The 15,374-nt window shown below is 37.0% G+C and carries 13 protein-coding genes; 5 read left to right on the plus strand and 8 right to left on the minus strand.

Annotated elements, in window-relative coordinates; all coding sequences use genetic code 11:
• Positions 1–115 precede the first annotated feature (115 nt).
• A complete protein-coding gene (locus tag AAGF08_RS19115; protein ID WP_343513008.1) occupies positions 116–2,683 on the plus strand; it encodes a M1 family aminopeptidase in 2,568 nt (855 codons plus the stop codon).
• Here the strand turns inward: AAGF08_RS19115 and AAGF08_RS19120 are convergent, their stop codons facing one another.
• Complete coding sequence (locus AAGF08_RS19120) at positions 2,684–3,304, minus strand: LON peptidase substrate-binding domain-containing protein (RefSeq protein ID WP_343513009.1); 621 nt, start codon at positions 3,302–3,304, stop codon at positions 2,684–2,686. It abuts the gene before it with no gap.
• A 102-nt stretch (positions 3,305–3,406) separates the two neighbouring features.
• Positions 3,407–4,411, minus strand: a complete 1,005-nt coding sequence (gene gap / locus AAGF08_RS19125; protein ID WP_343513010.1) for a type I glyceraldehyde-3-phosphate dehydrogenase — start codon at positions 4,409–4,411, stop codon at positions 3,407–3,409.
• Positions 4,412–4,665: 254 nt separating this feature from the next.
• Between gap and AAGF08_RS19130 the strand changes: the two genes are divergently transcribed.
• Positions 4,666–5,532 (plus strand): serine protease, encoded by an 867-nt coding sequence (locus tag AAGF08_RS19130; RefSeq protein WP_343513011.1) that lies wholly within the window; start codon positions 4,666–4,668, stop codon positions 5,530–5,532.
• Between the two features lie 50 nt (positions 5,533–5,582).
• On the opposite strand, the gene AAGF08_RS19135 is transcribed toward AAGF08_RS19130, so the two are convergent.
• The 5 genes from AAGF08_RS19135 to AAGF08_RS19155 all read right to left on the minus strand — a co-directional run bounded on the left by AAGF08_RS19135 (position 5,583) and on the right by AAGF08_RS19155 (position 10,531).
• Complete coding sequence (locus AAGF08_RS19135; protein WP_343513012.1) at positions 5,583–7,814, minus strand: NADP-dependent isocitrate dehydrogenase; 2,232 nt, start codon at positions 7,812–7,814, stop codon at positions 5,583–5,585.
• A gap of 197 nt (positions 7,815–8,011) precedes the next feature.
• A complete protein-coding gene (locus tag AAGF08_RS19140) occupies positions 8,012–8,812 on the minus strand; it encodes an amidohydrolase (protein ID WP_343513013.1) in 801 nt (266 codons plus the stop codon).
• Complete coding sequence (def, locus tag AAGF08_RS19145) at positions 8,809–9,363, minus strand: peptide deformylase (protein ID WP_343513014.1); 555 nt, start codon at positions 9,361–9,363, stop codon at positions 8,809–8,811. The genes AAGF08_RS19140 and def overlap by 4 nt, the downstream gene beginning before the upstream one ends.
• Positions 9,360–9,773 carry a Holliday junction resolvase RuvX gene (gene ruvX, locus AAGF08_RS19150; protein WP_343513015.1) on the minus strand — a complete coding sequence of 138 codons (414 nt, stop codon included), beginning with the start codon at positions 9,771–9,773 and terminating at the stop codon, positions 9,360–9,362. The genes def and ruvX overlap by 4 nt, the downstream gene beginning before the upstream one ends.
• Positions 9,773–10,531, minus strand: coding sequence for a hemerythrin HHE cation-binding protein (locus AAGF08_RS19155; RefSeq protein WP_343513016.1), 759 nt, complete (start codon positions 10,529–10,531; stop codon positions 9,773–9,775). The genes ruvX and AAGF08_RS19155 overlap by 1 nt, the downstream gene beginning before the upstream one ends.
• 163 nt (positions 10,532–10,694) lie before the next feature.
• On the opposite strand from AAGF08_RS19155, the gene AAGF08_RS19160 reads away from it, so the two are divergent.
• Positions 10,695–12,350, plus strand: coding sequence for a S41 family peptidase (locus AAGF08_RS19160; protein ID WP_343513017.1), 1,656 nt, complete (start codon positions 10,695–10,697; stop codon positions 12,348–12,350).
• 153 nt (positions 12,351–12,503) lie between these two features.
• A complete protein-coding gene (locus AAGF08_RS19165; protein ID WP_343513018.1) occupies positions 12,504–12,938 on the plus strand; it encodes a VOC family protein in 435 nt (144 codons plus the stop codon).
• Positions 12,939–12,991: 53 nt separating this feature from the next.
• On the opposite strand, the gene AAGF08_RS19170 is transcribed toward AAGF08_RS19165, so the two are convergent.
• The gene (locus AAGF08_RS19170) at positions 12,992–14,950 is read right to left on the minus strand and encodes a M1 family metallopeptidase (RefSeq protein WP_343513019.1); all 1,959 of its coding nucleotides are present in this window, start codon (positions 14,948–14,950) and stop codon (positions 12,992–12,994) included.
• Positions 14,951–15,109: 159 nt separating this feature from the next.
• Between AAGF08_RS19170 and AAGF08_RS19175 the strand changes: the two genes are divergently transcribed.
• Positions 15,110–15,367, plus strand: coding sequence for a TonB-dependent receptor plug domain-containing protein (locus AAGF08_RS19175; RefSeq protein WP_343513020.1), 258 nt, complete (start codon positions 15,110–15,112; stop codon positions 15,365–15,367).
• The last annotated feature ends 7 nt before the right edge of the window (positions 15,368–15,374 follow it).

Below are 15,374 nucleotides of genomic sequence, written 5' to 3' on the forward strand. Positions count from 1 at the left end.
AAAAGCAGACTAGGGATGGTCTGCTTTTCTTATTTTTGGATATTTCAGAATCATTCAAATTACTATTCGAGGATTTTCACATGCGAATTATTGGATTTATATGGATTGTTGAAACATGAAAAATCTGTTCTTCTTACTAATTCTGATCCTCGGTATTACTTCTTGCTCCAACTACGAACCAGATGCACATTTTTTCGATCCCGGCATTTCTTTAGAGCTTGCTCAATTCAGAAAAAAACAAATTTCAGATATTCATTATGACTTGAATTTTTCAATCCCAAAAGAAAAAGACGCAGGAATTCATTCAATTTTAAAATTGGACTTAATTCTATCCACCATTGAGCATCCACTTATCCTAGATTTTAATGAAAAGTCTGAAAACATAAAATCAATCCAGGTAAATGGAAAAAGTATAGAAATTAGACATGAATCAGAACATATCATTATTGACCAAAACTATCTCGACAAAGGCTCTAATAACATAGAAATTGACTTCACCGCTGGAGATCTATCCTTAAATAGAAATAACGATTTTCTTTATACACTTTTAGTTCCTGATAGAGCAAGCACTCTATTTCCTTGTTTAGATCAACCCAATTTAAAGGCCAAATACACCTTAACTATTACTGCACCAAAAGAGTGGAAAGTACTGGCGGGTGCACCTGAAATTAATTCATTTTCCAAAGGGGATTTTACAACTCATGAATTTGAAAAATCAGATCTGATGAGCACCTACCTATTCTCTTTTGTTGTCGGAGATTTCAAAGAAGCAACTTCAGACAATGTCTTCACACAAAGAATGCTTTACAGAGAAACAAACTCAGATAAAATAGAGGCAAGTATCCCGGAAGTATTTTCACTTCACAGGAAATCAATAGCGTATTTAGAAAAATATACGAACTATCCCTTTCCTTTTAAAAAGTTAGATTTCGCTACCATACCGATTTTCCAATATGGTGGAATGGAACATGTGGGAGCAATTCAGTATCGAGAATCAGCTTTGTTATTAGATGGAAATGCAACTGATTCAGAGCTATTAAGTAGAGCAAAATTGATAGGACATGAAACTGCCCATATGTGGTTTGGGGATTTAGTTTCTATAGAATGGTTTAGTGATGTATGGATGAAAGAAGTATTTGCAGGTTTTATGGCCAGTAAAATTGTCAATCCAAACTATCCTGAAATTAATCATGAACTAGCTTTTTTGACTTCAAATTATCCTTCTGCCTATGGAGAAGACAGAACTCCAGGAACAAATCCTATTAGACAAAACCTTCCTAATCTAAAAGACGCCGGGTCTTTATACGGAAGTATCATCTATAATAAAGCACCAATTATGATGAGGCAACTGGAAACCACAATAGGAGAAGAGGCTTTTAGAAAAGGAATCCAGAATTACATCAAGAAATTTGCGAATGGGAATGCCAATTGGAATGATTTAGTAGAGATTTTGGACCAGGAAAGTTCAATTGATCTACAGAAATGGAGCTCGGTTTGGGTTAATCAAACGGGTAGGCCCATAATTTCGGAGGAGATCATAACAGATCAAGAAGGAAACATAACTTCCTTCACAATTTCTCAAGAAGCGGAAGATGGCTCAGATAAGATTTGGCCTCAGCTATTTGAAATCACTTTATTCTATCCGAACCATCAAGAAACTTTCTCTATTAATTTAAACGAACCTAGGATTTCCATTGAGGAAGTATTAGGAAAGGAAACACCTGAGTCAATTCTTTACAATAGCAATGGATTGGGGTATGGCGTTTTTCCTATTAAGGAAGATTATTTAAACCAAATTCCACTATTGGATAATGAGGTAATGCGGGGCCAAAGTTATATTAACCTTTATGAAAATACGCTACTAGGAAATATTTCAGCAGCAGAAGCCATTAAGATATATAGAAATGGGTTAGCCTCTGAAAGCAATGAGATTTTAGTAAGATTATTGGCTTCAGAAATCAATAATCTATTTTGGACATACCTAGATGAAAATAGCCGAAATAAAATTCTCCCTGAATTGGAAAATCAACTTTGGGAAAAATTAAATACAGATTTACCGACTAATATCAAGAAGAGTTTATTTTCATTATACAGCGGAATCGCTTACTCAGAAAAAGGCCAAGAAAGACTTTTTGATGTTTGGTCCAAAAAATACGAGGTGAAAGATCTAAAACTAAATCCTGATAATTTCACAAGTTTGGCGATGACTTTGGCTCTTTATGGCCATCCTGATTCAGAAGGAATCCTCGATAAAGAAAGAGAAAGAATTACTAATCCAGACAAACTAAACCGATTTGATTTCTTAAGGCCTGCACTTTCACAAAATGAAAGTGATCGAAATTCCTTATTCGAGTCTTTTAAAGAAGCCTCAAATCGAGAAAAAGAGTCATGGGTATTAGCAGCCTGCGGTTATATACATCACCCACTTCATCAAAAGAACAGCATCAAGCTGGTTCCACTTTCTTTGACTCTTCTGGAAGAGATACAAAAGACAGGAGACATTTTCTTCCCAAAACGATGGATAAGCTCAACGGTAGGCCAATATACTTCTAAAGAAGCCGCAGATCAGGTAATTAAATTCCTGAACGATAATCCAGATTTTAATCCTATTCTTAAGAACAAAATATTACAAGGTACAGATGACCTAATGCGGATTCAAAAAATTTCTCAAGATGAATCCTAATCAAAAATCTAATGGGTCTAAATGCTTGAAATGTCCATTTTGACGGATTTTCTCCTTCGCTTTTTCTATTGCTTTAATAGCTGGAATCATCCTCTTGAAATAATTTATCAAAAACTCCACCCTTAATGTTTCGGATGGCATCCTTAAAAGTTCAATCTCTTCCTCAAACTTTAATCCGATTTTATGGGCATAAGTAAAGGATGTGGTCTCATCAGGAATAACTTCTACCCGGTGACCAAGTAAGTAAAGCATTTCCTTTAAGTGAAGCAGAAATTCGAAATGCATAACATTTGAAAGAGTTAAATCATCTTCTAATAATTCTACTTCTCCTCCTGCATATAACTTTCCTTCCAGCGGATTTTCAAAGTTTTTGATTTCAAAGACTCTAACACCTTTTGTTCTGATATCCACAGTTCCATCCTCATATCTTTTATGGACTGCATCTAACCTTACTTCCGTCCCAAAACCCGTCAATTTCTCATTATAGACACAGATTCCAAAAGTCATCCCACTCGCTTCAACATCCTGAATCAACTGCTTATATCTTGGCTCAAAAATATGGAGATTGAGTTCCTCTCCAGGAAAAGCAACTAGTTTGAGTGGAAAGAATGGTATTTTCATGACATTTTCTGTTTACAGAATAAACGTAATCTAAACCCTAACTAGTTTTATCAATGATCTTTAAAAAAAAATAGCCGGTCTAAAACCGGCTATTTCTATTATTTATTTTTTGGCAATAAAGGCCAATAAATCAACTACTTTGTTGGAATACCCCCACTCGTTATCGTACCAAGAAACAACTTTCACAAAAGTTTCAGAAAGTTGAATTCCTGCTCCAGCATCAAAAATGGATGTTCTTGGGTCTCCAATAAAATCATTAGAAACGACAGCATCTTCAGTATAACCTAGAACTCCCTTCATGGTAGTTTCTGAAGCTTCTTTCATTTTTGCACATATTTCGGTGTAAGAAGCTGGCTTCTTCAATCTAACTGTTAAATCAACTACAGAAACGTCTGGAGTCGGAACTCTAAACGCCATACCAGTTAATTTACCATTCAATTCAGGGATTACTTTACCTACAGCCTTGGCAGCTCCTGTAGATGATGGAATGATATTTTGGCCAGCTCCACGTCCACCTCTCCAATCTTTTGCAGACGGACCATCTACCGTTTTCTGAGTTGCGGTAGTAGCATGAACTGTAGTCATCAAGCCTTCTTCAATTCCAAAGTTATCGTTTAATACTTTTGCAATCGGAGCTAAGCAGTTTGTTGTACAAGATGCATTAGATACAAATACCATGTCAGAAGTGTAAGAACTTTCGTTTACACCCATTACAAACATTGGAGTGTCATCCTTAGAAGGAGCTGACATGATCACTTTCTTCGCACCTGCGTCGATATGCCCCTGAGCTGTTTCTTTGGTTAAAAACAAGCCTGTTGATTCTACAATATATTCAGCACCAACATCACCCCATTTAAGATTTGCTGGGCTTCTTTCAGAAGTAACTCTGATAGCATTGCCATTGACTACCAACATACCGTCTTTTACCTCCACAGTACCTTTGAATTGGCCATGTGTAGAATCATATTTTAGCATATATGCCATATAATCTACATCGATCAAGTCATTGATACCCACCACTTGGATATCTTCTCTTTCTTGGGCCACTCTAAAAACTAGTCGACCGATTCTTCCGAATCCATTAATTCCAACTTTAATTTTGCTCATAATAATTATTGATTAGCGTATAGGTTTGAATTTTCAAACTTCTCCTTCAGGCATGCCTCTTTTGGCTAAAAATGGCTGAGGGAGGGCTAAGTTATTATAAATATTTGGCTAGCCCAAACAGATTGCATCTCAAGGAAAACAGAATGCCCAGATTTTAAAAATCAATCGATTTCGAATTCAGAATAAATTTTATTCAAAATTGTCTAAAATCTCTTTTTCATTGGAAATGGCTATTTTGGGATAAAAAAAATTAAATGTTTGCAAAAGCAATTCAAGAAGTAGCGGGTTTTACCCGTGCCATTCATACGATATCTAGAAATTTTGAAGCCCAACATGTACAAAGAGGTTCTGCTACTTTATTTTTTGTGAATGATGATGGTTATGCATTAACCTGCAAGCATGTCGCTCAATGGCTTTCTCAAGCAGACAAAATCAATAAAGTTTATTCTCAATATTTGAAAGGAAATCGGGAGGGAAACCAACCAAACCAACTCGCTTATCAACTTAATTTAAATTCGGATACGATTTCCGAGATGCGAGTAACCTTTGTGGACTGTGTTGATCAAATCAAAAATCTTAAAATCCATACGCATCCCGATTACGATCTTGCTCTTATTAAATTTGAAGGGTTCACTAAAAAACTTTATCCCAATATTCCAAGATTTCTAAAAAATTCAAGTTCTATTCATCCAGGTGAAATGCTTTGTCGACTGGGATTCCCTTTTCCTGAATTTTCCAACTTTCATCTAAATCTTGAAAAAAATGTATTGGAATGGATTCCAAAAGGAAATGCAAGATCTCCCCGCTTTCCTATTGAAGGTATGCTTACCAGGTTTCTAGGCGATAAAAGTGGGAAAGTATACGGGATCGAAATGAGTACCCCAGGCTTAAGAGGTCAAAGCGGTGGGCCATTATTTGACTCTGAAGGTAAAGTTATCGGCATGCAAAGCCGAACCAAACATCTTCATTTGGGATTTGATATAGAGGAAAAATCAATTATCGCCCACGGGAAAGAAAAAAAAGTAAATGATTACTCCTTTATCCATTTAGGTGAATGTATTCATGTTGCTGTGATTAAGGAATTTTTAAAGCAACATCAGGTATCATTTGAGGAGGAATAAAAAAAGCCCTGAACCAAAGTTGGATTCAGGGCTTCTCTAATAAATTAACTTTACTTCAAGCTTGCCAGAGTAGCATTTAAAGTAGCACTAGGTCTCATAGCAGTCGAAACCAGTTCCTCATTCAATTTATAATATCCACCGATATTTTGAGGAGTTCCTTGGCTTCCATTAAGTTCTGTCACAATCTGCTCCTCATTCTTAGTTAAGGCTTTTGCAAGTGGAGTAAATTTAGCCTTCAAGTCAGCATCTTTATTTTGATCGGCCAAAGCTTGTGCCCAATATAGAGCCAAATAAAAATGACTTCCTCTATTATCTAATTTACCTACAACTCTTGCTGGCGATTTATCATTTTCCAAAAACTTCCCAGTTGCCACATCAAGTGTTTCTCCTAGTAATAAGGCTTTATCATTATGGAACGTTCGACCTAAATGTTCCAAAGAAACAGCCAAAGCCAAGAATTCACCCAGTGAATCCCAACGCAAGTGACCTTCCTTCACAAATTGCTCTACATGTTTAGGAGCGGATCCGCCAGCACCGGTTTCAAATAAACCTCCACCATTCATTAGAGGCACAATAGAAAGCATTTTGGCACTTGTTCCTACTTCTAAGATTGGGAATAAGTCGGTAAGATAATCTCTTAATACATTTCCAGTGACAGAAATGGTATCCAAACCTTCTTTGATTCTTGCCAATGAGAAATTCGTAGCTTCTATAGGAGACATGATACGAATATCCAATCCTTCTGTATCATGATCCAATAAATAAGTATTTACTTTTTTGATTAACTCTTGATCATGCCCTCTTTTAGGATCTAACCAGAAAACTGCAGGTGTATTAGACAATCTAGCTCTTGTCACTGCAAGCTTTACCCAATCTTGAATTGGGGCATCCTTGGTCTGACACATTCTCCAGATATCACCTTTTTCAACAGGATGAGAAAGAATTACAACTCCATTTTCGTCAATCACTTCCACTACACCATCACCAGAAATTTCAAAAGTTTTATCATGAGAGCCATACTCCTCAGCTTTTTGAGCCATCAAGCCTACGTTTGGAACACTCCCCATAGTTGAGGGGTCAAAAGCTCCATGCTTCTTACAGAAATCAATAGTAGCTTGATAAACGCCCGCATAGCTTCTGTCAGGAATCACTGCTTTGGTATCTTGGGATTTCCCTTCTTTATTCCACATTTGGCCTGAAGTACGAATCATAGCAGGCATAGAGGCATCAATGATTACATCACTAGGTACATGTAGGTTTGTGATTCCTCGATCAGAGTTCACCATCGCCAAATCAGGACTATCTGCATAGCAAGCATCAATATCCGCAAGAATTTCTACTTTCTTCTCAGCGGGTAGTTTTTCAATATTTGCAAGCAAATCACCAAAACCATTATTTACATCAACTCCAAGCTGCTCAAATGTCGCAGAATGTTTTGTGAATACAGGTTCGAAGAATACTTTCACTGCATGTCCAAAAATAATCGGATCAGAAACCTTCATCATAGTTGCTTTCATGTGAATTGAAAACAACACACCCTTGGCTTTTGCATCAGCTTTTGCCTTTTTGAGGAAAGTTTTCAACGCAGAAACACTTAAAGTAGAGGCATCAATCACTTCTCCTTCCAATAACTTTAAACCTGATTTTAAAATCTCTTTTTTTCCATCTTTCCTTGTCAGTTCTATGGAAACTGTTGCAGGATTAGTCATTGTATGAGACTTTTCACTTCCATAGAAATCTCCTTCAGACATGCTATCTACATGAGATTTGGAGTCTGCAGTCCATTTACCCATAGAATGTGGGTGCTTTCTGGCATAAGCCTTAACCGCTTGAGGAGCTCTTCTATCAGAGTTTCCTTCTCTCAGAACTGGGTTAACTGCAGAGCCTTTAACCTTATCATATTTTGTCTTGATTGATTTTTCTTCTTCAGTTTTTGGCTCTTCTGGATAGTCAGGAAGTGCATAGCCCTTTTCTTGGAGTTCTTTAATTGCAGCTTTCAACTGAGGAACTGATGCGGAAATATTTGGGAGCTTTACAATATTAGCTTCTGGTGTTTTTGCGATATCACCTAATTCAGCCAATGCATCATTTATCCTTTGTTCAGGCTTGAGATATTCCGGAAAACTTGAAATAATTCTTCCCGAAAGGGAAATGTCTCTGGTTTCGACTTGAACACCAGCAGAACTAGTGAATGCCTGAACGATGGGAAGTAAAGAATACGTGGCTAAAGCTGGTGCCTCGTCTGTCAGGGTGTAAAGGATTTTTGGAGTTTGATTACTCATGGTTTGATCTGGATTCTTAAAAAGAGTGCTAAGACCCCAATTTAAAGAAATGGCATAAATTTCCATTTCATAATCTCAATTTTCAAAACAGGAAACTCAAGAAAAACAGGGTCAGAAAATATTGCGGCTAAATTACAGAAAATATCCTTGTTTCAAATCCGATTCATATAATGTGTTAAGCCCTTCATCACTTGAATTTACCGGATTTTAAAAGCATCAGCATCCCGCCAGGCAGGAAATTTTTGTCTGTAGGACTCAAGAACAGCTGCTTCCAACTGAAAAATTTCGGTTTTTTCAACTTCTTTCTCAGTTTGAGAAAGCTCAATCCCTTTAAAATCGAAAACTCCTGAATGACCTAAATAATCAATCCCGTTCCCATCTTTTCCAACCCTATTCACTCCAGCTACATAGCACAGATTTTCTATTGCTCTAGCCGGTAAGAGTGCATCCCAAGCTGAGGTTCTAACAGCAGGCCAAGAGGCCACAAAAAACATAAAATCGTAAGTTGCCTCCCCTCCCTCCCAAGTGTTTCTAGAAAATACGGGGAAACGCAAATCATAACATATTTGAGGAAAGATTTTCCAGCCTTTTAAGTTGAATATGGGACGTTCCTTACCAGATGAAAAAGTTTCATCCTCCTTAGCCATTCTAAATAAATGTCTTTTATCATAATGCAGAATCTGGCCAAGAGGAGTCGCCCAAAGTAGTCTGTTAAAATAATTCCCTTTCTCGGTAATTATAGCACTTCCCGTAATGACTGATCCTGTTTGAGCTGCCATTTGTTTCATCCATTTACAGATGCCAAGATTCATCGGCTCAGCAAGCTCACTCGCATCCATACTAAATCCAGTCGGAAACATTTCCGGAAGGATGATAAGGTCAACAGATTCTTTTATCTCCCAGATTTTCTCTTCGAGCATAGCAAGATTAGCCGTCTTATCTTTCCAATAAAGATCGGATTGTATCAGGGCGATTTTTAACTGGGGAGATTTGCTCATCTGAGCGGATATATCATTCTATAATCTGTGGATACTTTACCTTTGCTGACATCTATTAGCTTTGACTGAACCAATCGCTTTTTCAAGCCTTTCAGGTAATCAACAAACAAGATCCCTTCCAAATGATCATATTCATGTTGTATCACGCGGGCAGTCATACCGGAAAACTCTTCTTCATGTAACTTCCAATTTTCATCAAAATATTCGATGGTAAGTTTTTCAGGCCGGGTAATCTCCGCTCTTACTTCAGGTATACTTAAGCAGCCTTCTTCAAAGCTATAATCATCACCATATTCATCTAAAATAATCGGATTTATAAAGGCTTTCCGAATTCCTTTTTCTTCATCTTCTTCATCCAACATTAGGGTACTGTCTATTACAAAAAGTCTTACTCCTTGATTGATCTGGGGTGCAGCCAAACCAACTCCACTAGCATTATCCATTGTGGCGAACATGTCTTTGATCATGCCATCTAACGCTGTTCCCTCGTTTATTTCCTCTGCCTCCTTTTTCAAAATAGGATTTCCGTAGGCTACTATAGGATAAATCATTGTCTTTCTAAATACGATTGTAAAATAATTGCTGCACTAACCTTGTCGAGATTACCGGACTTTTCCCGCCTATCCTTCTTTTTACTTCCCATAGCTATCAAACTTTGCATTGCCATTTTAGAAGTAAATCTTTCATCAATTAGTTCAATTTTTTGAGCTGGAAAAGATTTCTCCAAGGTCTCTTTCATCGCCAAGACTTTTGGAGTCATTTCATTATCTTTTCCATTCAGTCTGGTTGGAAATCCTAAAACTATTGTGTCTACTTCTTCTTTTAGAATATAAGTCTTGATGTACTCTAATAGTCTAGGTGTTTCGATTGTCTCCAATGGATTTGCCAACATCTTGAGCGGATCAGTAACAGCCAAACCTGTTCGTTTGGTTCCTAAGTCAATTGCTAATATTCTTGGCATCAGTTTGTCCTGATTTTATTGCGGATTTTGCGAAGAGCTTCACGTTCCAACTGAATAGCTTTCGGAAAAAGTAATTCATCCTCAATTTGAGCATGTATAGTGAGTTCAGTTTCAAAATTCTGAAGCTCGTGATACAACACCTTCATCGTTAAAGGCGCCTCTTGGGGTAGGGTATAATCAGTAGTCAGTTTGCGGATCCCCTCCATTTCATCATCGTGTACTTCATGCGCATCTGCCAATAAATGAACAGGATCTCGCTCTAAAATTTTCAAGGCATCGACCAAACTATAGCTCCCTGCCTCCACATCCTGAAGTAATTCAATTCTTTTGAAAAGTCTATTTTCTTCCTCATGAATGTGATGAATGAAATCTTCAACGAATAGCGGAAACATGATTCGTAAATCTGCCATCAAAGCAGAATATTCAGGCTCGGGGTTGATACCAGAAATAATGTTCGCTAAAAAAGGAAGCTCCTGCCTTACAAAATAATAATGCTTCCTTTTAAGATATGCTACCAAAACTTCTATAGGATTAAGATATAATTCCTCATTGGTAGGCTCTTTCCTTAGTGCCCAAGACTCCAGCTCTGCAATGAGTTGGTTTGGATGAACTTTATGTTTTTTACAAACCTCTTCTAATGATTGAGTTTGATATTGATAGAAACTGATCCCAAAGTAGTGCAACACAGATGCGAAAACATAGTTTTCGGACACTAAATCACCTACTAAAGCTTTGTTATATTCACTTTCAGCTCCCATATCACAAAAATAATTTTTTTTAACATAAAAAAGGATAATAAAATGATTCATTATCGTATCCCCTCGTATAAACATTCGTTAACTTTATAAAAAGACTCTTTTAAACACTAACCAATTGCGCTAGTTTACATTTAATTAGCAATAAATAAAGATAGGAAAAGACGTGAGCGATACTAAAAACACAAAGGCACAAATCAGGCTTCCAATTATTCTCGCACTGGCTATTTCAGCGGGCATCTGGATTGGAGCTACATTTGCTGAGCCTAAAAGCAATCAAAATGATCTAAGAGCCGCACTTTACAAGATGCAGGAAATCATGACATATATCAACAGGGATTACGTTGATAGTGTCAATACCAATGAATTAGTAGAGTATGGAATCACGAAGATGCTTGAAAATCTGGACCCCCATTCAAGTTATATTCCGGCCAGGGATGCTTCTTTAGCACAATCGCAACTTGATGGAGAATTTGATGGTATTGGAGTAGAATTTGGAATCATACGAGATACAATTTATGTGGTGGCGCCACTAACAGGCGGACCATCCGAGGCATTAGGTATTCAATCAGGAGATCAAATAATCGCAGTTGATGGTAAAACAGTTGCTGGAATTGGTGTTACAAACAGAGATGTTTTTGATTTATTGAGAGGCCCTAAAGGGTCAAAAGTAAAAGTTGATATCAAAAGGAAAAATCAAGACGAATTGATTCCTTATGAAATTACCAGAGACAAAATCCCTCAGTATAGCATTAATGCTTCCTACATGGTAAATAATGAAATTGGGTATATAAAAGTCACTCGATTTGCAGCAACTACCTATGATGAGTTTAAGTCTTCCATTGAGGATTTAAAATCGAAAGGAATGAAAAAACTGATTGTTGACCTGCAGGGAAATCCCGGTGGATATATGGGCGCTGCCATTAATATGGCAGACGAACTTTTAGGGCAAAGAGCTCTAATTGTTTCACAAGAAGGAAAAGTAGATCAATACAGTCAAAAAGCATTTGCTTATAAACCAGGGTTGTTTGAAGAAGGTCCGGTAATTGTCCTGATAAACGAAGGAAGTGCTTCTGCTTCTGAAATTCTTGCTGGAGCAATTCAAGATAATGATCGAGGGTTAATCGTAGGAAGAAGGTCATTCGGAAAAGGTTTGGTCCAATTACCAATTGATCTTTCTGACGGAGGAGAACTTAGATTAACCATCGCAAGATACTATACTCCTTCAGGTAGATCCATTCAAAAGCCTTATGGTGCCAATTATGAGGACTACGAAAGGGATTTTACCAAGAGGTATGAGCATGGTGAATTTTTCTCTGCAGATAGTATCAAGTTTAATGATAGTTTGAAGTATGAAACACTGAAAGGCAGAGCTGTCTATGGTGGTGGTGGAATAATGCCTGATTACTTCGTGCCATTGGATACAACTATGAGCAGCGCCTATATAAATAGATTATTCAATTCAGATTCTAATAGAGAGTTTGTTCTTGAATATGCTAATGATAACAAATCAAAGTTTGAGAATATGCCTGTAGAGGAATACCGGGGAAATTTTGAAGTTTCAGACGCGATGCTTAAAGAATTGATTGCCATTGGTGAGAAAAACAAGGTGAAGTTTGACGAAGCAGATTTTGAAAAATCCAAGGAGTATTTAAAAATCTTAGTTAAGGCACATCTTGGTCGTCAATTATATGATGATAGTGCATTCTACATGGTCGTTAACGATATCAATGAAGTGTATGTTCAAGCTTTAAAACTCTTTGATCAAGCAGAGCAAATTGCATTAGCAAAAGATCTCAGTAACGTAAAGGAAGAAGAATAAATTCCATTAAATTTTAAGAATCAGAGCAATTCGAAAGAGTTGCTCTTTTTTTATATCCGATTTTACTTTCAATCTTTTTATAAAAACATGACCTTGGAAATATATCAGCTATATAATTGAGTAAATACCGTATTATCATAAATCCAAAATCCAATGAAACATCTTTTAACCTTCCTTTTATTTTCGGGAATTATTATGAGCACAGCAGCCCAGATTAAAGTCAATCATATCGCAGCGCATGTTTCCAATCTTGAAACAAGTAAAGAATTTTATAAAAATATAGTTGGGCTCAAGGAAATTGAAGAACCATTTAAAGATGGCTTACATGCTTGGTATGACATAGGTGGTGGAGCAGCTCTACATATTATTGAAGCTCCAAATGTACCTACCCAAATATCCAAAGTAAATCACCTTTGCTTTAGCATGGAAGACATGGATTCATTTATCAAAACGCTTCAAGAAACTAATTATCCTTTCGAAAGCTGGGTAGGCGAAAAAGGGAAGGTTACCATCCGCGTAGACGGCATCAGACAGATTTATATTCAAGATCCTGATGGCATGTGGCTAGAAATAAATGATGATTATTGATTCTACTTATTAAAAAAGAAAGCCCGGAATTAATCAATCCCGGGCTTTTGAGTTTAGTTATCATAGATTTTTTGCGGCCAACTATCATTTGCAATATTTATATCCGGAGTGATTTTTTCTGGATCTATCACTACCGCCTTTACTTTTTTGGTCGTCTTGATTAAGTAATTCCATGTATCACCTCTTTGCCAGATTTCTACGGGCAAAGTGAATTGCTCTTTAGAATCATCTTCATAAGTGACCTCAAGTAATACAGGCATTGGCATGTCCCCTTTATTGGATAGACTCACCAAATAATTTCCTGCATAAGGGAATACACCATTTATGCCTATATCAATATTTCCATTTCCATAAAACCATCCTTGCCAAAACCAAGAAAGATTCTCCCCTCCTACATTCTCCATATGATTGAAAAAATCAGTCGGCTGTGGATGTTTATATGCCCAAGTTTTGATGTAAGATTTGAAAGCATTGTCAAATCTCTCTGGACCTAAAATATACTCTCTCAACATGTACAAACCGAAAGCCGGCTTATTGTACGCTACCATTCCCAAATTAGAGGTATTGGCTACATCGGGATACGTATTAATTCCTTCTCTTGTCTCGCTATTAAAATAGTTTAAATACCTTCTGCTTTGATTAAGATTGGAAGGATATTCCCCATTGTTAAATTCAAGCGTACTGTAATGGTTTATGAATGTATTAAACCCTTCATCCATCCAGGCATATCTTCTTTCATTAGAACCAACAATCATAGGGAACCAATTATGTCCAAATTCATGATCGGTTACTCCCCAAAGGCTAGCACCTTTTGATCTGTAATGACAAAAATTTAATCCGGGGTATTCCATTCCACCAATTTCAGCAGCAACATTAGTTGCCGTTGCATATGGGAACTCAAACCATTTTTGAGAGTAGTGTTCAATTGAAGCTTTAGAATATTCGGTAGACCTCGACCAAGCTTCTTGTCCATTAGACTCTTTTGGATAAACTGATTGAGCTAAGACTTTATTCCCACTTGGCAGATTGATTTTTGCAGCATCCCAAATAAAGGCCTTTGAAGAAGCAAATGCTATATCTCTACTATTTTGAATAGAAAAATGCCAAGTCACAACTCCATCTTGCTTAGGTCTTGTCAACTCAGTATTCCCTATTTCCTCAGGTGAAACCAAATAAACTGTTTCATCACTTTCTTTTGCCTTAGCATAGCGTTCCTGAAGTTCTTTACTCAATACCTCTTTAGGGTTTAGTAACTCCCCAGACCCCACAACAATGTGATCATAAGGAACTGTAATTTTATAATCGAAATCCCCGTATTCTAAATAGAATTCTCCAGCTCCCAAATATGGCTCCACATTCCATCCCTCGATCTGATCAAATACTGCAACTTTCGGGTACCATTGCGCCAAGGCATATATTGTTCCATCTTCCACGTCCAACCTTCCCATTCTATCCATTCCTTTTTCCGGAATCTTAAAAGAAAAATTCATAGAAACGGTAGCTTTCCCACCTTTTGAAGGAATAGGTTCTGGAAACCAAACCTGCATTCTGGTGTCAGAGATAATATATTTGTTTGAAGCAGTTCCTTTTGAACCAACTTTTGCTTCCAGATTACTGATATCAAAGCCGCCATCAGTATCGCCATTGTAGCGATTACCTTGAATCGGAGTGGTTAAAGTACCTCTTGAATCTTCTGTAAATCTGTTTTGCTCCAACTGCATCCAAATAAAATCCAGTTGTTCCGGACTATTATTTGTATAAGTCATGGTGACTTTCCCTGTGAGCGTGTGTGCTTGATCATCTAAGGTGGCTTCGATTTCATAATCGGCAGCATTTTGCCAATATCCGACACCCGGTTTTCCTGAGGCTGTTCTGGAAAAAGTCCCTCGACGGTCAGTAAACTCACCAAATTCTTTTTGATTATTTTCTTTTACTTCCTGGGCAAATAAATTTGTCACCTCTGCAAAACCGAGCCCTGCAATAAGAAGTGATACTATAATTTTTCTTTTCATACTAATTTTAAATAACAGGCGCCTAAATTAGGAATAACCTTTGGTTATGCCAGTTTGTTTTTTCAGGACAAACTCTCGTTTAACTTACTTTCACAGTAAATGAAAGTTGTAATTCGCCTATTTTCACCTGTTCTTTGGGTTGGGTTTTTAAAAATTCATATGAAAAAAATACTCTTATGTATTTTGGTTTTTGGGATTTTTTTAAGTCTCAAAGCTCAAAATGACACCATCACCCAAAATCTTGATGAGGTAATTATTCAAGAAAACAGGATCCAAATTCCATTTTCAAAGCAAAGTAGAAAAATCACACTGATAGATAAGCAAGAGCTAGAAACTACTCCTGCGAGGAGTTTACAAGAGGTTCTATCTTTTGTGCCTGGAGTAAATGTAAGGCAAAGAGGCGTGACTGGAGTATAGGCAGACA

It is taken from the genome of Algoriphagus sp. SE2 (assembly GCF_039563885.1).
Taxonomy (GTDB): Bacteria; Bacteroidota; Bacteroidia; order Cytophagales; family Cyclobacteriaceae; genus Algoriphagus.